Annotated in this window: 16 protein-coding genes, 22 tRNA genes, 3 rRNA genes and 1 pseudogene; 10 read left to right on the top strand and 32 right to left on the bottom strand. The window is 44.1% G+C overall.

The annotated features are described in order from the left end of the window. Positions 1 to 105 precede the first annotated feature (105 nt). Together QFZ73_RS14270 and QFZ73_RS28935 are read left to right on the top strand one after the other, a co-directional pair. A complete protein-coding gene (locus tag QFZ73_RS14270) occupies positions 106 to 1026 on the top strand; it encodes a 1,4-dihydroxy-2-naphthoate polyprenyltransferase (protein ID WP_307267166.1) in 921 nt (306 codons plus the stop codon). Positions 1027 to 1167: 141 nt separating this feature from the next. Beyond that, positions 1168 to 1644: pseudogene (locus tag QFZ73_RS28935) on the top strand (TraR/DksA C4-type zinc finger protein); the annotation flags it as partial. Positions 1645 to 1958: 314 nt separating this feature from the next. Here QFZ73_RS28935 and QFZ73_RS14260 read toward each other — a convergent pair. The 24 genes from QFZ73_RS14260 to QFZ73_RS14145 all read right to left on the bottom strand — a co-directional run bounded on the left by QFZ73_RS14260 (position 1959) and on the right by QFZ73_RS14145 (position 8833). Next, positions 1959 to 2030 (bottom strand) — tRNA-Glu (locus tag QFZ73_RS14260). Between the two features lie 3 nt (positions 2031 to 2033). Then, positions 2034 to 2124, bottom strand: a tRNA-Ser gene (locus QFZ73_RS14255). 1 nt (position 2125) lies between these two features. Then, a tRNA-Asn gene (locus tag QFZ73_RS14250) sits at positions 2126 to 2200 on the bottom strand. Between the two features lie 12 nt (positions 2201 to 2212). Next, positions 2213 to 2289, bottom strand: a tRNA-Ile gene (locus QFZ73_RS14245). A 5-nt stretch (positions 2290 to 2294) separates the two neighbouring features. After that, positions 2295 to 2368: transfer RNA gene (locus QFZ73_RS14240), tRNA-Gly, on the bottom strand. Between the two features lie 4 nt (positions 2369 to 2372). After that, positions 2373 to 2448: transfer RNA gene (locus QFZ73_RS14235), tRNA-His, on the bottom strand. 17 nt (positions 2449 to 2465) lie between these two features. Next, positions 2466 to 2541, bottom strand: a tRNA-Phe gene (locus tag QFZ73_RS14230). 23 nt (positions 2542 to 2564) lie between these two features. Next, positions 2565 to 2640, bottom strand: a tRNA-Asp gene (locus QFZ73_RS14225). A gap of 6 nt (positions 2641 to 2646) precedes the next feature. Next, positions 2647 to 2720: transfer RNA gene (locus tag QFZ73_RS14220), tRNA-Met, on the bottom strand. A gap of 103 nt (positions 2721 to 2823) precedes the next feature. After that, a tRNA-Ser gene (locus QFZ73_RS14215) sits at positions 2824 to 2916 on the bottom strand. Between the two features lie 20 nt (positions 2917 to 2936). Beyond that, positions 2937 to 3013 (bottom strand) — tRNA-Ile (locus QFZ73_RS14210). 10 nt (positions 3014 to 3023) lie between these two features. Further along, a tRNA-Met gene (locus QFZ73_RS14205) sits at positions 3024 to 3100 on the bottom strand. A gap of 28 nt (positions 3101 to 3128) precedes the next feature. Further along, positions 3129 to 3204: transfer RNA gene (locus QFZ73_RS14200), tRNA-Ala, on the bottom strand. Between the two features lie 17 nt (positions 3205 to 3221). Beyond that, positions 3222 to 3298 (bottom strand) — tRNA-Pro (locus tag QFZ73_RS14195). A 12-nt stretch (positions 3299 to 3310) separates the two neighbouring features. Beyond that, a tRNA-Arg gene (locus QFZ73_RS14190) sits at positions 3311 to 3387 on the bottom strand. A gap of 9 nt (positions 3388 to 3396) precedes the next feature. Then, a tRNA-Leu gene (locus tag QFZ73_RS14185) sits at positions 3397 to 3485 on the bottom strand. 12 nt (positions 3486 to 3497) lie between these two features. Continuing rightward, positions 3498 to 3572: transfer RNA gene (locus tag QFZ73_RS14180), tRNA-Gly, on the bottom strand. Between the two features lie 8 nt (positions 3573 to 3580). Beyond that, positions 3581 to 3662, bottom strand: a tRNA-Leu gene (locus tag QFZ73_RS14175). An 8-nt stretch (positions 3663 to 3670) separates the two neighbouring features. Beyond that, positions 3671 to 3746, bottom strand: a tRNA-Lys gene (locus tag QFZ73_RS14170). Positions 3747 to 3766: 20 nt separating this feature from the next. Beyond that, positions 3767 to 3842: transfer RNA gene (locus tag QFZ73_RS14165), tRNA-Thr, on the bottom strand. Positions 3843 to 3852: 10 nt separating this feature from the next. Beyond that, positions 3853 to 3928 (bottom strand) — tRNA-Val (locus tag QFZ73_RS14160). An 11-nt stretch (positions 3929 to 3939) separates the two neighbouring features. Further along, positions 3940 to 4055, bottom strand: a 5S ribosomal RNA gene (rrf, locus tag QFZ73_RS14155). 118 nt (positions 4056 to 4173) lie between these two features. Next, positions 4174 to 7106: ribosomal RNA gene (locus QFZ73_RS14150) — 23S ribosomal RNA — on the bottom strand. 176 nt (positions 7107 to 7282) lie between these two features. Beyond that, a 16S ribosomal RNA gene (locus QFZ73_RS14145) occupies positions 7283 to 8833 on the bottom strand. Together the 16S, 23S and 5S rRNA genes with 21 tRNA genes alongside form the textbook arrangement of a ribosomal RNA operon. A 434-nt stretch (positions 8834 to 9267) precedes the next feature. Between QFZ73_RS14145 and QFZ73_RS14140 the strand changes: the two genes are divergently transcribed. Then, entirely contained in the window at positions 9268 to 9453 is a 186-nt protein-coding gene (locus QFZ73_RS14140; protein ID WP_034310479.1) for a hypothetical protein, read from the top strand. 32 nt (positions 9454 to 9485) lie between these two features. Here QFZ73_RS14140 and QFZ73_RS14135 read toward each other — a convergent pair whose 3' ends face one another. Then, positions 9486 to 10391, bottom strand: a complete 906-nt coding sequence (locus QFZ73_RS14135; RefSeq protein WP_307267154.1) for a DMT family transporter — start codon at positions 10389 to 10391, stop codon at positions 9486 to 9488. Between the two features lie 145 nt (positions 10392 to 10536). Here QFZ73_RS14135 and QFZ73_RS14130 point away from each other — a divergent pair, with 145 nt between their 5' ends. After that, entirely contained in the window at positions 10537 to 11244 is a 708-nt protein-coding gene (locus QFZ73_RS14130) for an MgtC/SapB family protein (protein ID WP_251437355.1), read from the top strand. Between the two features lie 114 nt (positions 11245 to 11358). Then, positions 11359 to 11431 (top strand) — tRNA-Ala (locus QFZ73_RS14125). A 160-nt stretch (positions 11432 to 11591) separates the two neighbouring features. Here the strand turns inward: QFZ73_RS14125 and QFZ73_RS14120 are convergent. The 4 genes from QFZ73_RS14120 to QFZ73_RS14105 form a co-directional block, all read right to left on the bottom strand. Continuing rightward, positions 11592 to 11723 carry a DUF6254 family protein gene (locus tag QFZ73_RS14120; RefSeq protein ID WP_251437356.1) on the bottom strand — a complete coding sequence of 44 codons (132 nt, stop codon included), beginning with the start codon at positions 11721 to 11723 and terminating at the stop codon, positions 11592 to 11594. Between the two features lie 89 nt (positions 11724 to 11812). After that, positions 11813 to 11995: a hypothetical protein gene (locus QFZ73_RS14115; protein ID WP_307267148.1), complete on the bottom strand. Its 183-nt coding sequence runs from the start codon at positions 11993 to 11995 to the stop codon at positions 11813 to 11815. A 270-nt stretch (positions 11996 to 12265) separates the two neighbouring features. Continuing rightward, positions 12266 to 12511: a hypothetical protein gene (locus QFZ73_RS14110; protein ID WP_251437357.1), complete on the bottom strand. Its 246-nt coding sequence runs from the start codon at positions 12509 to 12511 to the stop codon at positions 12266 to 12268. Between the two features lie 271 nt (positions 12512 to 12782). Then, positions 12783 to 13985: an aminotransferase-like domain-containing protein gene (locus QFZ73_RS14105; RefSeq protein WP_307267143.1), complete on the bottom strand. Its 1203-nt coding sequence runs from the start codon at positions 13983 to 13985 to the stop codon at positions 12783 to 12785. Positions 13986 to 14553: 568 nt separating this feature from the next. On the opposite strand from QFZ73_RS14105, the gene QFZ73_RS14100 reads away from it, so the two are divergent. After that, positions 14554 to 14784: a helix-turn-helix transcriptional regulator gene (locus QFZ73_RS14100; protein ID WP_207440688.1), complete on the top strand. Its 231-nt coding sequence runs from the start codon at positions 14554 to 14556 to the stop codon at positions 14782 to 14784. A gap of 863 nt (positions 14785 to 15647) precedes the next feature. Here QFZ73_RS14100 and QFZ73_RS14095 read toward each other — a convergent pair. Next, positions 15648 to 15812 (bottom strand): hypothetical protein, encoded by a 165-nt coding sequence (locus QFZ73_RS14095; RefSeq protein WP_251437361.1) that lies wholly within the window; start codon positions 15810 to 15812, stop codon positions 15648 to 15650. Positions 15813 to 16220: 408 nt separating this feature from the next. Here QFZ73_RS14095 and QFZ73_RS14090 point away from each other — a divergent pair, with 408 nt between their 5' ends. The 4 genes from QFZ73_RS14090 (at position 16221) to QFZ73_RS14075 (ending at position 21723) form a co-directional block, all read left to right on the top strand. Then, a complete protein-coding gene (locus QFZ73_RS14090) occupies positions 16221 to 17138 on the top strand; it encodes a proline dehydrogenase family protein (RefSeq protein ID WP_251437362.1) in 918 nt (305 codons plus the stop codon). 57 nt (positions 17139 to 17195) lie between these two features. Then, complete coding sequence (gene pruA / locus QFZ73_RS14085) at positions 17196 to 18737, top strand: L-glutamate gamma-semialdehyde dehydrogenase (RefSeq protein WP_251437363.1); 1542 nt, start codon at positions 17196 to 17198, stop codon at positions 18735 to 18737. 157 nt (positions 18738 to 18894) lie between these two features. Continuing rightward, positions 18895 to 20361 carry a sodium/proline symporter PutP gene (putP, locus tag QFZ73_RS14080; RefSeq protein ID WP_307267130.1) on the top strand — a complete coding sequence of 489 codons (1467 nt, stop codon included), beginning with the start codon at positions 18895 to 18897 and terminating at the stop codon, positions 20359 to 20361. A gap of 141 nt (positions 20362 to 20502) precedes the next feature. After that, positions 20503 to 21723 (top strand): PucR family transcriptional regulator, encoded by a 1221-nt coding sequence (locus tag QFZ73_RS14075; RefSeq protein WP_251437364.1) that lies wholly within the window; start codon positions 20503 to 20505, stop codon positions 21721 to 21723. A 156-nt stretch (positions 21724 to 21879) separates the two neighbouring features. On the opposite strand, the gene QFZ73_RS14070 is transcribed toward QFZ73_RS14075, so the two are convergent. Both QFZ73_RS14070 and QFZ73_RS14065 read right to left on the bottom strand, forming a co-directional pair. Next, complete coding sequence (locus tag QFZ73_RS14070; RefSeq protein ID WP_307267126.1) at positions 21880 to 23334, bottom strand: alanine/glycine:cation symporter family protein; 1455 nt, start codon at positions 23332 to 23334, stop codon at positions 21880 to 21882. Between the two features lie 174 nt (positions 23335 to 23508). Then, the gene (locus QFZ73_RS14065) at positions 23509 to 25161 is read right to left on the bottom strand and encodes a glycerol-3-phosphate dehydrogenase/oxidase (protein ID WP_307267123.1); all 1653 of its coding nucleotides are present in this window, start codon (positions 25159 to 25161) and stop codon (positions 23509 to 23511) included. Between the last annotated feature and the right edge of the window lie 140 nt (positions 25162 to 25301).

The following is a 25301-nucleotide window of genomic DNA, read 5'->3' as shown; positions in this document are numbered from 1 at the left end:
CACCCTTACCCACTTTTCTTGCATTATTAGGATAACCTTTTGTGCAACATTTCAATATTTGTTATAATTTCGAGAGAACCAATAATGATTTTGAGGAGAGAAATAATGCAAACAGAATACGACGGACTTCCCCTTAAACGGACCTGGAAGATTTGGTGGGAGTTAATTCGTCCACATACACTAACCGCAGCTTTTGTCCCAGTTTTACTTGGAACTGTGATTGCACTTTTGGAAGATGGAGTGAATTGGTTACTATTCGCTGCCATGATGATTGCAAGTATCCTGATTCAAGCTGCAACCAATTTATTCAATGAATACTATGATTTCAAGAGAGGCTTGGATACAGAGGAATCCGTAGGCATAGGCGGCGGGATCGTCCGTCATGGGATGACCCCCAAACTAATCATGACCCTGGCCCTTGGCATGTATGCCATCGCCTTGTTACTGGGCATCTATATCTGTGCCGCATCATCTTGGTGGCTTGCTGCAGTAGGACTGGTTTGCATGCTTGTCGGCTATCTTTATACAGGCGGTCCCCTGCCCATTTCATATACACCATTCGGGGAACTTTTTTCTGGATTGTTCATGGGCTTTTTGATAATCCTGATCGCCTTTTTCATTCAAACCGGTTTTGTCTCTTCAACAGCCATTTTAATTGCCATTCCAAGTGGAATATTGGTCGGGTTGATCAACTTATCCAATAACCTACGTGACCATGATGGGGATAAGGCACATGGCCGAAAAACGATGCCAGTAGTGATGGGCAGGAAAAACGCCCTGACATTCATGGCAATCATGTTCGCCTTCTCTTATCTATGGCTTGTTGGACTAGTCCTTACTGAAAGCGTAACGGCATGGATTCTCCTTGCCTTCCTAAGCATCCCGAAAGCCATGGCCGCAATCAAAGGCTTCGTAGGTAAAACGCAGCCGATCACGATGGTTCCAGCAATGAAAGCCACGGCCCAAACGAACACCTTCTTTGGCTTACTCATGGCCATTGGATTATTCATCAGCTATCTTATATAATCTCTCAGGACTGAGCTCATCAGTCCTTTTTTCTATCTTCCGTACCATATTGTTTTCCTATACTCCGATTCGGGTAATAGATAATACAACCATCTTACCAATAAAAAATGAGCTTTGGACTTTAGAAGGAGTGAATCGGATATGACAACGAAACAACAAACGCAAAAATTCAAAAATGAACTGCTTCAAGAAAAAAATGAGCTAAGTAATAGAATTCAAAATGATGAACAATCCATTCTGGATAAAAGCCAGACGGAATCCGTAGGGGAATTATCATCCTATGATAATCATCCTGCTGACCTAGGAACCGAATTATTCGAGATGGAACGGAATCAAGCACTCGATGAGCATGCACAATCCGAAATGGAGAAAATCGATGAAGCTTTGAAAGCCATAGAAGAAGGTTCGTATGGCCATTGTAAAACCTGCAATATGGAAATCCCCCTCGAGAGGCTTGAAGCGATCCCATGCACCCTCTACTGTGTCGAGCATGCCCCAGAACGGCCACTTTCCCAAGAACGGCCAGCGGAAGAGGATATACTGATTCCATCCAAGGGTGATCATTTTGAAAATCGTCATGGAATCGAAAGGGTGGATAAAGAAGATAGCTTTGGTGAAGTTGCCAAATTCGGTACATCCGAAACGCCATCTGATTATACCGGCGATCATGACAATTATAATAATCTTTATAAAGCCGAAGATGAGACGAACGGATTTCCTGAGGACTATGAAGGATTTGCCGCAAATGATATCGAAGGAAAAAATAGAGTGGATATCCCGAACAAAAAGCAAAAGGAATTTGAAGATGCACTGGAAGAAGAAAATATAGAATCCAACCTTGGAGACATTCCCTATAAACAAAAAGATAGTTATATTAATGAAAAGAAATGAAAAAAAGAAGCATACATGAATGTATGCTTCCCTTTTTGTTATGACCCGTACGGGATTCGAACCCGTGTTACCGCCGTGAAAGGGCGGTGTCTTAACCGCTTGACCAACGGGCCAACTGGCGGAGAAGGAGGGATTTGAACCCTCGCGCCGCTCGCGCGACCTACACCCTTAGCAGGGGCGCCTCTTCAGCCTCTTGAGTACTTCCCCATGGCTCCGCAGGTAGGACTCGAACCTACGACCGTTCGGTTAACAGCCGAATGCTCTACCACTGAGCTACTGCGGAACAATATGAATATGGTGGGCCTAAATGGACTCGAACCATCGACCTCACGCTTATCAGGCGTGCGCTCTAACCAGCTGAGCTATAGGCCCATATTTGGAGCGGGTGAAGGGAATCGAACCCTCATCATCAGCTTGGAAGGCTGAGGTTTTACCACTAAACTACACCCGCGAAATGGGGCGACTGATGGGAATCGAACCCACGAATGCCTGAACCACAATCAGGTGCGTTAACCACTTCGCCACAATCGCCGTAATTTTTTAAAATATGGTGGCTCAGGACGGAATCGAACCGCCGACACAAGGATTTTCAGTCCTTTGCTCTACCGACTGAGCTACTGAGCCACATATGTATTGAATTTAAAGAATGGCGGTCCCGACGGGAATCGAACCCGCGATCTCCTGCGTGACAGGCAGGCATGTTAACCGCTACACCACGGGACCTAATAATTGCGGGGACAGGATTTGAACCTGCGACCTTCGGGTTATGAGCCCGACGAGCTACCGGACTGCTCCACCCCGCGACGGTAAAAATGAAACGATTCACATCAAGTTTTCGTGTATATTGTTTCGTCCGCTTCCTTTATGTAAGGTTGTTTCAAAACAACTTGCTGCTTTTTGAAAAAATGGAGGAGGTAGAGGGATTCGAACCCCCGCGGGATTTGACTCCCCTGTCGGTTTTCAAGACCGATCCCTTCAGCCGAACTTGGGTATACCTCCACGGCTTTAAAAAATGAATATGGTGGACCTTGTAGGACTCGAACCTACGACCGGACGGTTATGAGCCGTCTGCTCTAACCAGCTGAGCTAAAGGTCCTTATATTTATTGGTAGCGGCGGAGGGGATCGAACCCCCGACCTCACGGGTATGAACCGTACGCTCTAGCCAGCTGAGCTACACCGCCAATATAATATAAGTATCTGATTGAAAAATGGTGGAGCCTAGCGGGATCGAACCGCTGACCTCCTGCGTGCAAGGCAGGCGCTCTCCCAGCTGAGCTAAGGCCCCATTCATTAAAAATCACGTGGTCGGGAAGACAGGATTCGAACCTGCGACCCCTTGGTCCCAAACCAAGTGCTCTACCAAGCTGAGCTACTTCCCGCAATAAAAAACATGGTGCGCCCGGCGGGAGTCGAACCTACAACCTTCTGATTCGTAGTCAGATGCTCTATCCAATTGAGCTACGGGCGCATATTATGATGGTGCCGAGGACCGGAATCGAACCGGTACGGTAGTCACCTACCGCAGGATTTTAAGTCCTGTGCGTCTGCCAGTTCCGCCACCCCGGCACATACGAAAAGTGGAGCGGAAGACGGGATTCGAACCCGCGACCCCAACCTTGGCAAGGTTGTATTCTACCACTGAACTACTTCCGCATGAAAGATGCGGGTGAAGGGACTTGAACCCCCACGCCTTGCGGCGCCAGATCCTAAGTCTGGTGCGTCTGCCAATTCCGCCACACCCGCATATATAATGGTGAGCCATGAAGGATTCGAACCTTCGACCCTCTGATTAAAAGTCAGATGCTCTACCAACTGAGCTAATGGCTCGTGCTTGTACTATCTTAAAATGGTGCCGGCAAGAGGACTTGAACCCCCAACCTACTGATTACAAGTCAGTTGCTCTACCAGTTGAGCTACACCGGCAGGTGTAAAATGGTGGAGGATGACGGGATCGAACCGCCGACCCTCTGCTTGTAAGGCAGATGCTCTCCCAGCTGAGCTAATCCTCCATATAAAACCTGCTTGGCGACGTCCTACTCTCACAGGGGGAAACCCCCAACTACCATCGGCGCTGAAGAGCTTAACTGCCGTGTTCGGAATGGGAACGGGTGTGACCTCTTCGCTATCGTCACCAAACATTGTTATCATTTTTTTAAGACATATATTATTATAACGTCTTTTTGAGAAAATGCAAGAAGAAATTTTCATTCCTTCAAAACTAGATAATAAGAAGGCATTTCATTTTTTTAAAGCGTTGGTTAAGTCCTCGATCTATTAGTATCAGTCAGCTCCACATGTCGCCACGCTTCCACCTCTGACCTATCAACCTGATCATCTTTCAGGGATCTTACTAGCTTGCGCCATGGGAAATCTCATCTTGAGGGGGGCTTCATGCTTAGATGCTTTCAGCACTTATCCCGTCCGCACGTAGCTACCCAGCTATGCCTTTGGCAAGACAACTGGTACACCAGCGGTGCGTCCATCCCGGTCCTCTCGTACTAAGGACAGCTCCTCTCAAATTTCCTGCGCCCGCGACGGATAGGGACCGAACTGTCTCACGACGTTCTGAACCCAGCTCGCGTACCGCTTTAATGGGCGAACAGCCCAACCCTTGGGACCGACTACAGCCCCAGGATGCGATGAGCCGACATCGAGGTGCCAAACCTCCCCGTCGATGTGGACTCTTGGGGGAGATAAGCCTGTTATCCCCGGGGTAGCTTTTATCCGTTGAGCGATGGCCCTTCCATGCGGAACCACCGGATCACTAAGCCCGACTTTCGTCCCTGCTCGACTTGTAGGTCTCGCAGTCAAGCTCCCTTGTGCCTTTACACTCTACGAATGATTTCCAACCATTCTGAGGGAACCTTTGGGCGCCTCCGTTACTCTTTAGGAGGCGACCGCCCCAGTCAAACTGCCCACCTGACACTGTCTCCCACCCCGATAAGGGGCGCGGGTTAGAATTTCAATACAGCCAGGGTAGTATCCCACCAACGCCTCCACCGAAGCTAGCGCTCCGGCTTCTCAGGCTCCTACCTATCCTGTACAAGCTGTACCAAAATTCAATATCAGGCTGCAGTAAAGCTCCACGGGGTCTTTCCGTCCTGTCGCGGGTAACCTGCATCTTCACAGGTACTATAATTTCACCGAGTCTCTCGTTGAGACAGTGCCCAGATCGTTACACCTTTCGTGCGGGTCGGAACTTACCCGACAAGGAATTTCGCTACCTTAGGACCGTTATAGTTACGGCCGCCGTTTACTGGGGCTTCGGTTCAAAGCTTCGCTTGCGCTAACCTCTCCCCTTAACCTTCCAGCACCGGGCAGGTGTCAGCCCCTATACTTCGCCTTGCGGCTTCGCAGAGACCTGTGTTTTTGCTAAACAGTCGCCTGGGCCTATTCACTGCGGCTTTTCTGGGCTATTCACCCTAAAAAGCACCCCTTCTCCCGAAGTTACGGGGTCATTTTGCCGAGTTCCTTAACGAGAGTTCTCTCGCACACCTTAGGATTCTCTCCTCGCCTACCTGTGTCGGTTTGCGGTACGGGCACCTTACATCTCACTAGAGGCTTTTCTTGGCAGCGTGGAATCAGGAACTTCGGTACTATATTTCCCTCGCCATCACAGCTCCGCCTTAATGGAAACGGGATTTGCCTCGTTTCCGGCCTAACTGCTTGGACGCGCATATCCAACAGCGCGCTTACCCTATCCTTCTGCGTCCCCCCATCGTTCAAACGATGTATAGGTGGTACAGGAATATCAACCTGTTGTCCATCGCCTACGCCTTTCGGCCTCGGCTTAGGTCCCGACTAACCCTGAGCGGACGAGCCTTCCTCAGGAAACCTTAGGCATTCGGTGGAAGGGATTCTCACCCTTCTTTCGCTACTCATACCGGCATTCTCACTTCTAAGCGCTCCACCAGTCCTTCCGGTCTGACTTCAACGCCCTTAGAACGCTCTCCTACCATCGACACCTAATGGTGTCAATCCACAGCTTCGGTGATACGTTTAGCCCCGGTACATTTTCGGCGCGGAGTCACTCGACCAGTGAGCTATTACGCACTCTTTAAATGGTGGCTGCTTCTGAGCCAACATCCTGGTTGTCTAAGCAACTCCACATCCTTTTCCACTTAACGTATACTTTGGGACCTTAGCTGGTGGTCTGGGCTGTTTCCCTTTCGACTACGGATCTTATCACTCGCAGTCTGACTCCCAAGAATAAGTATTTGGCATTCGGAGTTTGACTGAATTCGGTAACCCGTTGGGGGCCCCTAGTCCAATCAGTGCTCTACCTCCAATACTCTCATCTTGAGGCTAGCCCTAAAGCTATTTCGGAGAGAACCAGCTATCTCCAGGTTCGATTGGAATTTCTCCGCTACCCACACCTCATCCCCGCACTTTTCAACGTGCGTGGGTTCGGGCCTCCATTCAGTGTTACCTGAACTTCACCCTGGACATGGGTAGATCACCTGGTTTCGGGTCTACGACCTCATACTCATTCGCCCTATTCAGACTCGCTTTCGCTGCGGCTCCGTCTCATCAACTTAACCTCGCATGAAATCGTAACTCGCCGGTTCATTCTACAAAAGGCACGCCATTACCCATTAACGGGCTTTGACTACTTGTAGGCACACGGTTTCAGGATCTATTTCACTCCCCTTCCGGGGTGCTTTTCACCTTTCCCTCACGGTACTGGTTCACTATCGGTCACTAGGGAGTATTTAGCCTTGGGAGATGGTCCTCCCTGCTTCCGACGGGATTTCTCGTGTCCCGCCGTACTCAGGATCCACTCAGGAGGGAACGAAGTTTCAACTACAGGGTTTTTACCTTCTTTGACGGACCTTTCCAGATCGCTTCATTTACCCCGTTCCTTTGTAACTCCATGTTGAGTGTCCTACAACCCCAAGAGGCAAGCCTCTTGGTTTGGGCTAATTCCGTTTCGCTCGCCGCTACTCAGGAAATCGCATTTGCTTTCTCTTCCTCCGGGTACTTAGATGTTTCAGTTCCCCGGGTCTGCCTTCAGTACCCTATGTATTCAGGTAAAGATACTGTTCCATTACGAACAGTGGGTTTCCCCATTCGGAAATCTCCGGATCAAAGCTTACTTACAGCTCCCCGAAGCATATCGGTGTTAGTCCCGTCCTTCATCGGCTCCTAGTGCCAAGGCATCCACCGTGCGCCCTTTCTAACTTAACCGTTAAAAAAGATCTTACAGATGCTTTGAAAAAAATTAATTGCCTTCTATCTATTATCTAGTTTTCAAGGAACAAAGCAGAAAGAATCCATCACATCGTGATGTTTGTCTTTCCTATTTGAATGAATCACTCATTCAAAACTGAACAAAACAAAAGCGCTCTCGTAATTATCCTTAGAAAGGAGGTGATCCAGCCGCACCTTCCGATACGGCTACCTTGTTACGACTTCACCCCAATCATCTGTCCCACCTTAGGCGGCTGGCTCCATGAAGGTTACCTCACCGACTTCGGGTGTTACAAACTCTCGTGGTGTGACGGGCGGTGTGTACAAGGCCCGGGAACGTATTCACCGCGGCATGCTGATCCGCGATTACTAGCGATTCCGGCTTCATGTAGGCGAGTTGCAGCCTACAATCCGAACTGAGAATGGCTTTATGGGATTCGCTTACCTTCGCAGGTTTGCAGCCCTTTGTACCATCCATTGTAGCACGTGTGTAGCCCAGGTCATAAGGGGCATGATGATTTGACGTCATCCCCACCTTCCTCCGGTTTGTCACCGGCAGTCACCTTAGAGTGCCCAACTGAATGCTGGCAACTAAGATCAAGGGTTGCGCTCGTTGCGGGACTTAACCCAACATCTCACGACACGAGCTGACGACAACCATGCACCACCTGTCACTCTGTCCCCCGAAGGGGAAAGCCCTATCTCTAGGGTTGTCAGAGGATGTCAAGACCTGGTAAGGTTCTTCGCGTTGCTTCGAATTAAACCACATGCTCCACCGCTTGTGCGGGCCCCCGTCAATTCCTTTGAGTTTCAGCCTTGCGGCCGTACTCCCCAGGCGGAGTGCTTAATGCGTTAGCTGCAGCACTAAAGGGCGGAAACCCTCTAACACTTAGCACTCATCGTTTACGGCGTGGACTACCAGGGTATCTAATCCTGTTTGCTCCCCACGCTTTCGCGCCTCAGTGTCAGTTACAGACCAGAAAGTCGCCTTCGCCACTGGTGTTCCTCCAAATCTCTACGCATTTCACCGCTACACTTGGAATTCCACTTTCCTCTTCTGCACTCAAGTTCCCCAGTTTCCAATGACCCTCCACGGTTGAGCCGTGGGCTTTCACATCAGACTTAAGGAACCACCTGCGCGCGCTTTACGCCCAATAATTCCGGACAACGCTTGCCACCTACGTATTACCGCGGCTGCTGGCACGTAGTTAGCCGTGGCTTTCTGGTTAGGTACCGTCAAGGTACCAGCAGTTACTCTGGTACTTGTTCTTCCCTAACAACAGAACTTTACGACCCGAAGGCCTTCTTCGTTCACGCGGCGTTGCTCCGTCAGACTTTCGTCCATTGCGGAAGATTCCCTACTGCTGCCTCCCGTAGGAGTCTGGGCCGTGTCTCAGTCCCAGTGTGGCCGATCACCCTCTCAGGTCGGCTACGCATCGTCGCCTTGGTGAGCCATTACCTCACCAACTAGCTAATGCGCCGCGGGCCCATCTATAAGTGACAGCGTAAACCGTCTTTCCATCTTCTCTCATGCGAGAAAAGAACGTATCCGGTATTAGCTCCGGTTTCCCGAAGTTATCCCAGTCTTATAGGCAGGTTGCCCACGTGTTACTCACCCGTCCGCCGCTAATCTCAGGGAGCAAGCTCCCATCGATTCGCTCGACTTGCATGTATTAGGCACGCCGCCAGCGTTCGTCCTGAGCCAGGATCAAACTCTCCGAAGAAATGTTTGACTTGCTCATTTGCTTTTTTGATAGTGTGTGCTCACTTAAAATTTAACGTTGGCGCTTTGTTTTGTTCAGTTTTCAAAGAGCAATTTGTTGTCGTTTCTCTCGGAAGCGACTTCTATAATGTAACACATTCTGTCACGTTTCGTCAACAACTTTTTTAAGAATGTTTTTCAACAACTTGTTAGCTGTTTGAGTTGCTGTCTTAGCGACAAGAAATAATATACCATGTACTAAAAATGTTTGCAATACGTTTTTTAAAACTTTTTCAAAAAAACCATTTTCACCTATTTCCTTCTATATATCTTTACATCATCACAACCTTTCCCCTGCTATCCAGGCCAAGCTCATGTTTTATGAATAAACGAAGCATATTTCCAAAGAAAAACAAATAGTCATATATAGATATCTTTTTTTCATGAGGTGAAGCAATGAATCTGCCATTAATCGGATTACTCATTTCTTACAGTATGGCCCTTTACTTATTCAGTACCGCTTTTTATGAAGCCATAAAGTTCAGCAGAGAAAAAGGCAAGGTGAATGGTACGACGTTTTTATTCAGCTTTACTTTTGCTTTGATTTTCACACGGATCACCTATTTGTTTCACCCCTATTAAATAAAAGCAGTAAGTCGGGAGACTTACTGCTTTTATACGGAGACTTTCACTTCTTCATGTACCTTGCTTTTCTTTTCATCCTTTAAGAACATCATCAAACCACCCAATATGATGGTACCTCCCAGGACCTGCGTCCAGAGTATCGGTTCATCTAATATGAAGTAAGCCAGAATCGTCGCTCCCACCGGTTCAAGTAAGATTCCCATCGAAAGCGTCGAAGTGCTTAACCACTTTAGTGACCAATTGAATAAAGAATGCCCTAATAAAGTCGGGAAAATGGCAAGCAAAACGAAATAGAGCCAATCGGAAGCAGGATAAGGCGCCAATGCCTCTCCCTTAAATATCACATAGAAAAATAATGCGACAGCGCTGATTGCATACACGACAAATGTATATGTTATAGAAGAGATGCGTTTTCGAACATTTTGACCAAACAGTAAATAACCGGTTACCAGCGCACATGCGATAAGCGAAAGAATATCTCCCCAAAGTGCCATGCCGCTGATTCTCAAATCGCCCCAGCTAATGACAAGGCTGCCGGCTATCGCGATGATGCCGCTCAATATCGCCTTCATTGAAAATCTTTCTTTAAAAAACAGGTAAGCTCCGGCAAAAGCGAATAAAGGCTGGAGTGTGACAAGCACAGTTGAACTCGCGACCGATGTGTAATTAAGCGATTCAAACCATAAAATAAAATGAAAAGCCAAAAACACTCCTGCCGCAATCGAATACAGCCAATCCTTTTTTTCAATGAATTTAAGTTCATGACGGTATTTCAACAAGAAAACCGGCATCATAAGAAGGACAGTAAATAATAAACGGTAAAAGGCGATAATACCCGATGGAGCGTTCGCCAATTTAACAAGGATGGCCGAAAATGATACGGATGCCACACCGATCGCCAACGCTACATAGGGATTTACTTTTGGCATTTGCATTTAAATTCCTCCTTTCAACAGAATCACGTTTCATTGAACTCTATTCTACTATGTTAAAGTTATTAGGGTAGTTTTTTTTGAAAAACGGGTATATGGCAACAGACGATCTTATTCTTCGATAATAATTCGGAAGTGGTGAAACAAAATGGAATGGACATTCGATCCTCAATCGGAACTGCAAATCCTTATCAAATTGGGGATTTCAGCTCTCCTTGGACTAATTATCGGACTAGAGCGAGAAATGAAACGAAAACCCGTTGGATTAAAAACAAGCCTGGTCATTTCAATCGTCAGCTGTTTATTAACGATCGTTTCCATGGAATCAGCTTATAAGTTCCCCGGGAGCGACGACGTAAATATTACAATGGACCCCTTGCGTTTAGCGGCTCAGATCGTTTCTGGCGTCGGATTTATCGGTGCAGGCGTCATTCTCCGGCGGGACAACAACAGCATATCCGGTTTAACGACAGCCGCCATCATCTGGGGAGCTGCGGGAATCGGGATCGCCGTTGGAGCTGGATTTTTTCTCGAGGCCATAGCCGGCGTCATCCTATTGATCATAAGTGTCGAATTGGTGCCAGCACTCGTCACCTGGCTCGGACCGATGAAGTTACGGCAAAAAGAAATCTTTCTGCAGCTGGTCGTGCAAAATAAAGATGACATTGGCGTCGTACTGAAAAAAATCAAAGACGAAAAAATATTCATCAAAAACCTTAGAATCAAAGATGTGGCAAATGACAACCACCTTTTGACACTTAAAGTTCTGGTCGATCATAAAGTTAGAACATCGGAAGTGTATTACACTGTCTCCAATCTTAAGGAAATTGAAAGGGTAGAGATCGAAAATGTATAATAAAAAAACCGTTTGACTACCCTCAAACGGTTTTTTTATTATTTTTGCAAAAATCTCATATTTGTTATTGACTTTTCCCGAAAATTCGTTAAAATAATTATTGTACCTCAATTCGGGGCATTAGCTCAGCTGGGAGAGCGCTACGCTGGCAGCGTAGAGGTCAGCGGTTCGATCCCGCTATGCTCCATACTCGAAAACCCTTGTGTAGCAAGGGTTTTTTTCTTTTTATATTCCGTGGACCTGCCCATTTATTGAAGTTTGCACAATTTGAGCACTTTCAGTACACTAAATTGTTTTATCTTCTAAATCCGGAAAGACTTGGGATAGCCTCTCATTCTAAAACAGCTTTACTTAGTTTCAGATTCATTTTTGCCCATATCTTGAGCTAATTGTTCAAATGATCTTACCTTACCATGTGGGTTCTGCGATTGTTTACGATCTTTCCATTGGCGTTCTTGTTGTCCCTTAGATTGAGTCATCTAATAAGCTCCTTTACATAAAGTTCAGTAAACAGTTTGTACTCGGTGCAGGCATCACTTATCATTAGGTCGAGTCTGGCAAGCATTAATTAATGCATGCCTTTCCACTCACCTTGATTTTTAGATGCTTTTTCTTTTTTTGCTTTATTTTTATGTGCTTGATTGGCGTTTGCACTGCCAAATTCCTGAGAAAATTCCGAATCAGTTTTGCTTGAATCAATTCCTTGTTTGTTCTTTTGGTCTGCATCATTTTTCTTTGTTCGTTTTGCCATGGATACCCCTCCTTCTTATCTTTAGTATGAGATCAGAAAGAAGAAATATACCCCGAATTAAAACCGATAATAACATGAATCTGTCATGTAATTCGGGTAAAAAACAAAGTGAATAAAAAATTCCAGTTCGGTTATTTTTTAAGTTAAATACCTACGATGTTGCCGTTTTTATAGGTTTCAATTGTCATTTGGTCGACAATTGAAATCGTATCTCAATGACGAATCCATGAATCGAAAAAGACGCCCCGACATGGGACGCCTTATAGTCAATTATTCTTTTTCAATCAATTTCGAATACCCCAACTTCTCCGAGCGAATGACCCGTTCGTCGTCCTCACGCAATCGGTTCATAACGTGACTAATTTGTCCGAAACGAATTCCCCATTTGTTGAAGATAAAATCCGAAACTTCCTCATTCGAAACTTCGTTGCCCTTTTCACGCATGAATGAAACAATTCCCCGTTGAATCTCTTTTTTATCGTATTCTTTACTTTTTGTATATATGTTTTGTGTCATTTTGATTTTCCCCTTGTCTATTTTTCTCTTATAGTATAGCGGAAACGAAGGCATTTCGGGTCTTTCGTCATGATGTGCTTCAGTAGCGGGCTTTATCCATGGTGCTTATCATTTCTTGCGATAAAATCATCGCGAAGGAGAATCCTTTTATTACAAAATGCGCCTACCTCCTTTTAGGAAGTAGGCGCATTCAAATTTTTTCACACATTTATTTTCGAAATAGCTTAGAGCGATTGCATTGATTTTAATTAACCAACTAACTAATAATCCTTCAGGACAATCCATGAAAAAAAGATGCGATAAGCTGACCTAGTCTTTGAATTCCCTCGATTATTTCTTTCTCATTGGCATAACTGAACGAGAGCCGGAGAAACTCTGTTCCATCGTTTTGATCCAAGAAAAAGTATTTCCCTGGAACATACGAAACACCCTCAGCTAGAGCCAGTGATAATAAATGCGACGTATCAACACCTGGAATTCTCACCCATACAAAGTAACCACCATCTGGTATATACCAGGAAATGGGTTCTGGCAGAAATTGTTCCATCGATCGGATTAACGTAGTACATTTAGAACGATACACATCTTTTAGAAGGTCTAGTCGTTTCTCAAAATCGGTGTTTTCTAAGTATACAGCCATTGTACTTTGAGCAAATGGATGGTCTAAATCTTTTTTAAACCACTCTAAAACCTTAATGAATTCACTTTCTCCTGCTATCCATCCAATCCGCATACCCGGCGCAACAACCTTTGATAATGACCCAACTTGGAGGACTCGCCCGCATTTATCAATAGATTTTATTGGCACCGGATTTTTATCGAAGGATAATTCTCCGTATGCATCATCCTCTAGAATGAGGAAATCAAATTCGATGGAAAGCTCCAATAAATGCTTCCGGCGCTCAATTGTCATAGTCGTCCCAGTTGGATTTTGAAAGGTTGGGATTGTATATAGAAAACGCGGGAGGGTTAGACCTGTACGTTTCCTTTCATCCAACATTTCTTTTAATCGGTATGTTTGGAGTCCATGTTCATCTATAGGTATACTGATAATCTGCTTCGTATAGTTTTGAAATATCTCTAAAGCCTCCATATAGGTGGGAGACTCTACCGCTACCACCGCTTTTTCATCAAGGAGAATGCGGGCTATAAGATCAATCGCTTGGCAAGCTCCTGATGTAATCAAAAGCTCTTCTTCCAAAACGCAAATTCCACGCTCTGCCAATCTTTTCTGGATTTGCTGCTTTAGTCTTGCAATTCGTGGACTTCCGAGATAATGGAGCGGCAAATCCTGCTCCTCATCAAGAAGTCTGGCTACTGCTCCCTTGATCTCCTCAGCAGGAACGAGAGTAGGATCCGGATAGCCTGAACTCAAGCGAATACAACCATCTGGCAGATCTGGCATCCATGCGCCGGGCGGATCATTCTTAAGTGCCGCTTTAATGTTTTCAGAAAAAAAAGATTCAACATTCACTTCAACCATACACCCTTCCGTCAATCGAACCTTGATTGATTCTCGCAAATTTTGTAGATAGCTGTTTTTCAAGAGACAAATCATAAATTTCCATTCGTTTAGCCTTTGATCCCCATCTGCTTTAATGTATAAGGTGGACTGACTTATTGGTAATAAAGAATGACCAAATTCACTTCTTCACCACCCTCACTTTCCATACATAGCTGGGCCAATTGATACCTTCAAACAAAAATCCTCTTTCTTATTTATGTTTGTCTTTTTTTATATATTTTTAAATATTCTGATACCTTATGCATTATAACATTTTTCACTAATCATTATTTACTGCTACTATATATTATTCTTTTTTAGATGCATGGAGGAAGTTAATCATAGTTCATTCTAAAACTTGCCCCTTCGCTATAATATACAATTTCTTATTCTATAGTGAATAGTCATTGCGTTATCGGCCTGTTAATTCAAGAAGAAACCTTCAAAGTCCGTGATACCAAATATTTGCGAAACTATGCGTATATTTTTGTGAAAGTTGGACGAGACTGTTAGTAATTAATTCTAGGAGGTTATCAAAATGTTTAGATTCGGGAAGAGAAAGCTGCGGAGCAAGGTAGGTAAATTAATTGATAAGCACGGATATACACAAGAGGAGTTTGTAAGTGCATCAGGAATCTCACGCAATACGATAAGCAGAGTTTGCAGCGATCCTAAGTATGTGCCGTCAGCCGGAGTATTAAAGAAAATCATGAAGGCGGTTCGAAGTATAGATGCTGATGCAAAGGCAGATGACTATTTTAATATTTAAGGAGACAGCAAGTGTTCGTATTTAGGAACACGCATCCTCACCCTTATAAAACTCTTGATAAGCCTCGGTCATTAATCCATCAAGAGGCCAGTGGATCGCTGTTCCTTCACTTCCTTTTCAGGTATATTCTATAGATCGGAATAGACATAAACCGTAGTACCCCCATATTTATATTGCTTCGCAAATGGTGCTCCATAAAAAAACAGATTTCAGTCGTAGACAAACTCGATAATAATTGAGTTTGCCTAAATCGTTATTTTCCACTCCTGGCACTCGCTTTCCGCGGGCGGTCCGCCCTTGGCGCCCTTGGACGCGCTTTTCCCGCAGGAGCCTCGCACACTTATTCCAATCAACTTGCTTTTAAAATTTGGATGAAACTCCTTTTGTCTGTGATTGATGTAAATCAGATCAAAGTTGATCGAATTAGTATGATGCTCAGTCTTCATCCATCATATAAAATGATCCCATATCCAAGCTTTCCTTTTGCTGGAATGAAGTCATCCGGCAGCTTTTATTCGGATGAAACCCGCTAAATTGAGAAATTTGCGACGCTCCTGCCGAATAACTGGGCAGCCTAGACCCCCCAGATGCTTGCGGCGAGGAGGCTTGGCAGCCAGTCGGCGGAAAGAGAGCGGATTTCTGAAATGAACTGAAATTTTTTAAATAAAAAAACTTTAGACAAACTCGTTTTCCTTCGAATTTATCTATAGTCTGAAAACCCCCACTTCCATTAGAAGCGGGGGTTTTCGGATGATATGTATATCTTGCGGTTCTTTTGTCCCTTTTAGACAAACCCTGCAGGGATTTCTTTAAATAAAGGCTTGTTATCGATTAGGGATAAAAGGTTATGTATTCCGCTCGAGCTATTTTCGACTAACCATTTTCTTTATGAACTGAACCACAGGTGACACAATGGATTCATGTACATTCGTAAGGGCATAACCGATCAGCCCCAATATTATCAGGGCCATAATTAATCCTATTATCAATCCTGATGTTTCCCTAAGTTCTTCAAGTACAGCATCCATTCCTTATCCTCCCCGGCTTGCCGATGCGACTTATTTTACGGATTTACATCCATTTTACTTCTGATTGCTTCATCTATCGTTTTTTCTTGGACATTGACCCATTCTGTTAAATAAGGTTCATTATAACGCATTGGATGATTATGGTCGAGATGCCACTTTTAAACGTATTCATTGATGTCATTCACATCATTGTTTCCTGCTAAAGGCTTTACCTATAGCGTTTCTCTTTAAGTTAAAATATAAACCTTCGTTTAATCCGAACATACAAGAAAAAATGTAAACCTTTTCATTTGTCCATAACAGACAAATTCAAGGTATTATTATTGTTTTTTTAGAACATTGAGAATATTGTCGAAAAATCGTAAGCTTAATTTATTGAAATACATCTTCTTAGGGGGTGCGCTTTATATGGAAGCCATTACAAGGGACTTTTTCTTATTTTTATCTAAAAATAATCTGCTTAATAATATTGCTAAAAAAAGCGGAGGAAGTTTTGCTGCTGGAAAGATCATTGGGGGAACTGATTTCCAAAGTTCCATTAAATTCATTAAACAACTTAATAATAGCGGCTTGTCGGTTACAGTTGACCATCTTGGGGAATTCGTTGATTCTAAGGAAGTGACTCAGGAACGGACGGCAGAATGCATCGAAACCATCGAAATGATCAGCAGGGAAAAACTTGATTCACAGGTTTCTCTGAAGATGACTTCTTTGGGACTTGATATCGATCATAAACTCGTGATCGAGAATATGACGAAAATTCTTGATACAGCCGAAAAACATAAAGTCATGGTCACGATCGATATGGAAGATGAAGTTCGCTGTCAGGCGACAATCGATATCTTTAGACAGTTCAAAGAAAAATACAGCTGCATAAGTACTGTTCTACAAGCATATTTATTCCGCACAGAGAAAGATTTGGAGGACCTTGCCCAATATAAACCATTCCTGCGTCTCGTAAAGGGTGCCTACAAGGAATCTCCCGAGGTGGCTTTCCCCGAAAAGGATGATGTAGATGAAAACTATAAAAAGTTGATTAAGCAAAGTCTTCTTAACGGAAATTATACGGCCATTGCCTCACATGATGACAAAATCATCGAATATACAAAAGAGCTGGCTAAGAAGTTTGACATCCCAAATACACAATTTGAATTTCAAATGCTTTATGGCATGAGAAACAAAACTCAATACGAGTTGGTCAAGCAAGGTTACAAAATGCGCGTCTATGTACCATATGGTCTGGATTGGTATGGATACTTCATGAGAAGGCTTGCAGAAAGGCCATCCAATATTGCCTTTGCCTTCAAAGGGATGGTCAGAAGCTAAATATACATTCAACATTATTAATTGCTACAAAAAATCTATTAAAAGGTGTGATTATCAATGATTTCATATAAACACGAACCATTTGTTGATTTTACAAACGAGGAAAACAAAAAAGCATATCAGGAAGCACTTCAAACTGTTGAGGGCTACTTAGGGCAAGACTACCCTCTTTATATCGGGGCAGAGAAAGTGACGACTGATGAGAAAATCGTTTCATATAACCCTGCAGATAAGCAAGAGGTCATCGGCCGAGTATCGAAAGCGAACAGGGATCTTGCTGAAAAAGCCATGCAGGAAGCTGTTACCGCTTTTGCTAGCTGGAAAAAAGTGAAGCCGGAAATCCGTGCTGACGTTTTGTTCAAAGCGGCTGCCATCATTCGCAGACGCAAGCATGAATTCTCTGCGTTATTGACAAAAGAAGCTGGGAAACCTTGGAATGAGGCTGATGCGGATACAGCGGAAGCAATCGATTTCCTTGAATTCTATGCCCGTCAAATGCTGACGCTTAAAGATGGTGTGCCTGTTCAAAGCCGTCCGGGAGAATTTAACCGCTATGATTACATTCCATTAGGAGTAGGCATCATCATTTCTCCTTGGAACTTCCCATTTGCCATCATGGCAGGTACAGCTGTTGCCGCTATCGTCACTGGTAACACAATCCTTTTGAAACCAGCTTCGACTACTCCTATCGTTGCTGCGAAATTCGTTGAAGTGATGCTTGAAGCAGGCCTTCCAGCAGGTGTGTTGAATTTCGTTCCAGGAAGCGGAGCCGAAGTGGGCGACTACCTGGTTGATCATCCTAAAACACGTTTCATTTCCTTCACAGGTTCACGCGATGTAGGTCTGCGCATTTACAAACGTGCTTCAGAAGTGAACGAAGGCCAAATTTGGCTGAAGCGTGTCATCGCTGAAATGGGCGGAAAAGATACGATCGTCGTCGACAAAGAGGCAGATCTTGAATTGGCCGCTCAATCGATCGTGAAATCTGCATTTGGCTTCTCTGGACAAAAATGTTCTGCTTGCTCCCGCGCTGTCATTGTAGAAGATGTATACGATCAAGTTTTAGATCGCGCTGTTGAATTAACAAAACAACTTACTGTTGGTAATCCTGTAGAAAATCATTTCATGGGACCAGTTATCGATCAAGCTGCTTTTGACAAAATCATGAGCTATATTGAAATCGGGAACCAAGAAGGACGCATTCTGACTGGAGGAGAAGGAGATAGCTCTAAAGGCTACTTCGTTCAACCGACAATCGTTGCTGATGTCGATCCGCAAGCCCGCTTGATGCAAGAAGAAATCTTCGGACCAGTCGTTGCCTTCACAAAAGCGAAGGACTTTAACGAAGCTCTTGAGATTGCCAATAACACTGAATATGGTTTGACTGGGGCTGTCATTACGACAAATCGCCTTAACATGGAAAAAGCACGCGAAGAATTCCATGTAGGGAACTTGTATTTCAACCGCGGCTGTACTGGTGCAATCGTAGGTTATCAGCCATTCGGCGGGTTCAACATGTCTGGAACTGATTCCAAGGCAGGCGGACCGGACTACTTGCAGCTTCATATGCAAGCCAAAACAACATCCGAAACATTCTGATAATGTTCCATTAAGCAATTTGAAGATGATTTGAACCCCCCTATGGTTATGTATCTTCCATACTGGATACGGAAACCAAAATGAGGTTAAATGGAGGAAGTGACAAATAGGTTGCTTCCTCTTTTAAAACAAAAAATCAACCTGAAGGGAGTCTTTTATGGATTACTCATTAATAACTTCGATCAGCATTTATATGGCGGGCATGCTGTTAATCGGATATTTCGCCTACAAAAAGACCACCAATCTAAATGATTACATGCTTGGCGACCGGGGTCTTGGCCCTGCCGTCACTGCATTAAGTGCCGGAGCTGCCGATATGAGCGGCTGGCTTTTAATGGGGATGCCAGGCGCCATGTTCGCAACGGGACTCAGTTCCATCTGGATCGTAATCGGCCTGACGCTTGGTGCCTATGCAAACTGGTTATATGTTGCACCAAGATTGAGAACCTATACGGAAGTAGCCAATAACTCCATTACGATTCCTGCTTTCCTGGAAAATCGTTTTGGTGAGGGCTCACGGATCTTAAGGCTCATTTCAGCATTGGTTATCCTGATATTCTTTACCTTTTACGTTTCTTCCGGAATGGTGTCCGGCGGAGTCTTATTCCAAAGTACATTTGGCCTTGATTACCATACAGGTCTATGGATCTTGACAGGCGTCACCGTTGCCTATACTTTATTCGGTGGATTCCTGGCAGTAAGCTGGACAGACTTTGTTCAAGGACTCATCATGGTCGTCGCCCTGGTTCTTGTACCGATCGTCACCCTTTTCCATGTTGGCGGCTTCGGCCCTTCCATAGATACACCACGTTCCATTGATCCTGCCTTATTGAATATTTTTACCGGAACTAGCTTTTTAGGCATCATCTCATTATTTGCATGGGGACTGGGGTACTTCGGACAACCCCATATCATTGTCCGCTTTATGGCGATCAGTTCTGTTAAGGAAATAAAGAGAGCCCGTACTATCGGGATGGGCTGGATGATTTTCTCCACTATTGGTGCAATGCTGACCGGATTCATCGGAATCACGTATTTTTCTCAGAACGGTCTCAAGTTAGCTGATCCTGAAACGATTTTCATAGAGTTAGGGGAAATACTGTTCCACCCATTCATTACTGGTTTCTTGATTTCAGCAATACTGGCAGCCGTCATGAGCACGATTTCTTCGCAGTTGTTGGTTACAGCCAGCTCTTTAACGGAGGATATATACAAAACCTTCTTCCGTCGTACCGCTTCAGATAAAGAACTTGTCTTCCTAGGCAGACTTTCTGTACTGATCATATCGATCATCGCGCTTATTCTCTCTTGGGAGAAAAATGACACGATTCTTTCACTTGTAGGGTATGCTTGGGCTGGATTCGGTTCTTCATTCGGTCCATTGGTCTTACTAAGCCTATGCTGGAAACGCATGACAAAATGGGGCGCATTAGCAGGGATGGTCGTTGGTGCCGGGACTGTAATTTTCTGGTCCATGGCAGGATTATCCGATACGCTTTATGAAATGATTCCTGGTTTTGGCGCAAGCTTGATTGCCATCATCCTGGTCAGTCTTCTAACAGCGAAACCATCAAAAGAAGTAGAAGAGCAATTCGATGAATTCGAAAGAACATTAAAACAATAATAAATTACCTAAAAGGAACGGTATATGAAAATCTTTTCATATACCGTTCCTTCTTTGTTCTTCCCCCTATACACATCATTACTTTAAAAGTATTATTAAACTAAGTTGTCATATACTTCAAAAAATAACAGGGGGCCATATATGTCATTAGAAAAAATCCTGACTCTCACGAACATCAACGATATAACGGATATGGTCAGCACTTATTTAAAAAAACCAGTCGTCATCGAAAATGACCAATTTTTATTGCTGGCATATAGTTCATATTATATCGAACACTTCGACCAAGCCAATCGGCAAACCATCTTCACAAAGCATTGGCCGATTCCAATTCTGGAAAAATTCATGGATGAGGGCATTGTCGAACAGCTTAAAACCGTGGAGCATCCATTTAGGGTGAAACAAATCGAGGAAATCGGATTAAATCAAAGAGTCGTTGTAAGCGCCGTTCACAAAGGACAGGTCTTCGGATTCATTTGGGTCCAAGAAACGGAAATGATGACTGATTCCGATTTGGAATTTTTACATGAAGTTTCCCATCATATCGGCAAGCTCCTTTATCAGAAAAAACAGATAAACATGAAAAAAGACGAAGAAAAAAATGAGTTTTATCAAAAGGTCATTGACGAAGTCTATCAAACAGAAAACCAAATAAAATGGGAAGCCGCCAATATGAGTCTTCTCATTCCGGAAACTTTCCTTGTCAATGTCTTTACCATCGCTCAATCAGATGCGGAGCATTTCGATGAATTAGCGGATACAGTCAGTCTATTCGCCAATGCATTGAATCATTTTACCCATGTATTCACAAACCAATTGAAGATCATCGTCTTGATTGGCAGCAACGGAAAAGGGAAAGACCTGCTTACCGATAGTGCCAATGATTTAACGAACACCGTTCTTTCCCAATTCAATGACAAAAAGGTATTCCCGGGAATCGGAAATGAGTATTCTTCGATTCTTCAATTAAGAAAATCCTATCTCGAAGCCCTGGAAGTGATCAACTCAGCCAAGTTCATCGGTAAACCTGAACAGCTTCCTTTCCAATATAGCAAGCTTGGGATTTTCCGTTACCTCGAAATGATCTCCAACCATCATACTAAAACGAATTATATCAATACGGATTTAGAAATTCTTCAAAAGAAGGACCAGGAAAGCCAGACCAAACTCCTTCAAACACTGGAAATATATCTGTTGAACAATTGCCGGATCAAACCGACAGCTGAACAGCTATACATTCATACCAACACATTGAAATATAGATTGAATCAAATAACCGATCTCACCTCAATCGATTTTGATGACTTTCATTCGAGAATGCAGCTTTACATCGATTTACAGCTTATAAAGCAGAGATCTTAAAGAGCGTCCCCGGTTTTTGAGTTCGGGAGATTCAATAAGCTAAGGAGAGAAGAAACACGGCCAGGCCTGCCGTTTTCCTCTCTCCTTATACATGTTTCACCTATTATCTAAAGGTTTACAATTTCGTTTATTAAATTAATTTAAGGGCATTTTCCTTCAAGAAACATTTTCCTTGTCGCCGGTGTATTCACTCTCCCAAAAATCGGCGTTTTTTATGCCTAAAGCTTTTGGATTGAAAACCGGATCGACCCCTGCCTTCTTTTGCTTTTCGTAATCCTTTAACGTAATAAGCGCCGGTTTAGCCAGAATTAAAATGGCAATGACATTGAGCCATACCATAATGCCTAATCCAGCATCCCCTAATGCCCAAGCCAACTCTGCCGTACGCACTGATCCGTAAAAACTGGCCGCAAGGATGATGAGCTTCAGGGCGAACATGGCCCATTTACCATTCCGGTTGCGCATTAAATAGGCGATATTGGTTTCAGCAATATAATAGTAGGCCATGATCGTCGTAAAGGCGAAGAAGAAAAGCGCTATTGCAACAAAGCCAGCACCAAAACCCGGGATTACGTTATCTATTGCCGCTTGTGTATACCCTGGGCCAGGTGATACATCGCCCAAATTATTGACGATATATGAACCATTTTCCGCTTGTGTATTATACATGCCTGTAAATAAAATCATAAAGGCCGTAGCGGAACAAACGAACAATGTATCGATATAAACCGAGAATGCTTGGACAAGTCCCTGCTTTGCTGGATGAGATACTTCAGCCGCAGCTGCCGGGTGAGCGCCTGTCCCTTGTCCCGCCTCATTTGAATAAACGCCGCGTTTCACCCCCCAAGCAATCGCCATGCCAATGATCCCCCCAAATGCAGAATCCAACCCGAAGGCACTTCTGAATATCAAAGAGATGACTCCTGGTAATTCAGTGATATTCAATAAGACGATCACAACAGATAGCAATATATAACCTAGAGCCATAAAAGGCACGATCAAGGTTGCAGCATTAGCTATCCGCTTTACACCGCCGAATATAATGAAGCCCAATAAAAGGACGATTGCCAAACCAGTGAACACCGGTTTGATGCCGAATGCATTTTCCACCCCGGCAGCAATCGAATTGGATTGAACACCTGGCATAAGGATGGCCATGGCTATAAGGGCCGCAAATGCAAAAAGTACAGCAAACCACTTCCACCCTATCCCTTTCTCAATATAATAAGCGGGGCCTCCCCGATATTGTCCATCTTGTTTGACTTTATAAATTTGAGCTAAAGTGGATTCCACAAATGCACTGGCCGCTCCTATGAAGGCGATGGCCCACATCCAGAAAACGGCACCGGGACCGCCAAAGGCGATAGCCGTGGCCACACCTGCAATGTTACCTGTACCGACCCGCCCTGAAAGGGCTATGGATAGAGCCTGGAATGAGGAAACCCCCGCTTCCGAACTTTTGCCTTGGAACATCAAAACAACCATTTCCTTAATATGCCTCACTTGCAGAAAACGGGTTAAAATCGAGAATAATAAACCCACTCCCAGTAAAATATAAATGACTGGTGAACTCCATAAAACTCCATTTAACGCCGTAATAAAATCAGACAATAAAACTCCTCCTTATATTTTGAAAATTCTAATTAATGTTTTAATGATTATATTTCATCTTGATGAATTAAACAATAGTTTTCGCGTAAGGAAACCTAACATCTCTATTTGGTTTCCCTTTCCTAATTGAAAAAAACGCCAGCGATTCCGCCGGCGTCATGTTTTTCATATAGTTCAAGATACTCTAATCGCACCCAATATTTCCTGTTCCAATTGTTTGGTTCTCTCCATTTTTGTTGATTCCGTCCATCCAAAATATCCAGCCATATAATCGATCACTGCATGTTTATGCGTTTGGACTAAATCGATATTGAATAATAGCGTCCCCGTCCTGCGGAAGAAGAAGTCCACTGGAGTTGCGGCCATTTCATGATCCAGTGCGTATTTCAGCTGTACGAACAATTTCTTTGGAAGGCCACTGCTTGCTCCTCCGTCTCCTTCGTTTTTTGCGATATCGAATAACACAGGTGCGTTGGACCCGTACATGGCCAATATCTCTTCGGAGTCCTTAACATCGAGTCCTGAGTCAACTCCCATTTGAATATGTTGCTTGATATAATCGGAGAAGTTGCTTGATCCCCCGACATCCCCTCCGGAAATCGGCATTCCCTTAGTGCCGCTGGCAGGGTAAGATTTATTGTATTGCTGGGCAAGCTTCCCTGCCAAAAGGTCGACCGTCGTTTTTGCCATTTTGCGATAACCGGTCAATTTCCCTCCCGCAATCGTGATAAGGCCGGAATCGGACTCCCATATTTCATCTTTCCTTGATATCTCGGAAGGATCTTTTCCTTCTTCAAGAATCAACGGCCGTACACCAGCCCAGCTTGATTCGATATCATCATCCGTAATGTTCACTTCTGGAAACATATAATGTATGGACTTTAATAAATAAGCACGGTCTTCGGAAGTAACGGTCGGCACTGCAGGATCACCATCATAAAAAGTGTCCGTAGTCCCTACATAAGCTTTACCGGCTCTCGGGATGGCAAAGATCATCCGCCCATCAGGCGTATCAAAATAAAGCGCCTGCTTCAAAGGGAACTTCGATTGGTCGATGACCACATGAACACCCTTGGATAACTTCAGCGTTTTCCCTTTTTTCGATTGGTCCTTCTCACGAATGGAATCTACCCATGGACCTGCTGCATTAATAACTTTGTCTGCGTATATTTCAAAAGAACCACCTGAAAGTAAATCGGCAACTTGGACGCCGTTCACCTTTCCATTTTCATATAACAATTTATCTACTTTTGTATAGTTTATCGGTATTGCACCTTTATCGACAGCCGCCTTCATGACTTCAATCGTAAGACGTGCATCATCTGTCCGATATTCAACATAGTAGCCTCCGCCCTTCAATCCCTCTTTCTTAACGAGAGGCTCCCGTTTTAGTGTTTCCTCCACCGAAAGCATTTTTCTGCGTTCAGCTTTTTTAACGCCCGCAAGGAAATCATATACCCGGAGTCCAATGGAGGTACTGAATTTCCCGAATGTGCCACCTTTGTGCATCGGTAACAACATCCATTCCGGCGTGGTCACATGCGGTCCATTTTCATAAACGATTTCTCGCTCTTTACCAACCTCGGCAACCATTTTTATTTCAAATTGCTTCAAATAACGCAATCCGCCATGAACAAGTTTTGTAGAGCGGCTTGAAGTACCTGCTGCAAAGTCCTGCATTTCAACCAAAGCCACTTTCATTCCACGGGTCGTTGCATCCAGAGCGATCCCTGCACCTGTAATCCCCCCACCAATGACAACCACATCATATTTCTCTTTTTTCATAAGTTCGATCGTTTCTTCCCGATATATATTTGAAAACTTCATGCCTGACTCCTCCTTTAAGTATTGCATTCTATTTTTTTCGTGAATTCGTGCGGTTTACTCGGGAATTCACACTGTTTACTCGTGAACTCGGTCATTATATTCATTGGGTTCATTTGTTCGCATAGTTTATATAGATATTC

This window comes from Peribacillus sp. V2I11 (genome assembly GCF_030817135.1).
Taxonomy (GTDB): domain Bacteria; phylum Bacillota; class Bacilli; order Bacillales; family DSM-1321; genus Peribacillus; species Peribacillus simplex.
The sequence above is the reverse complement of the archived record's forward strand: the minus strand, read 5'-3'. Positions and strand labels throughout refer to the sequence as shown.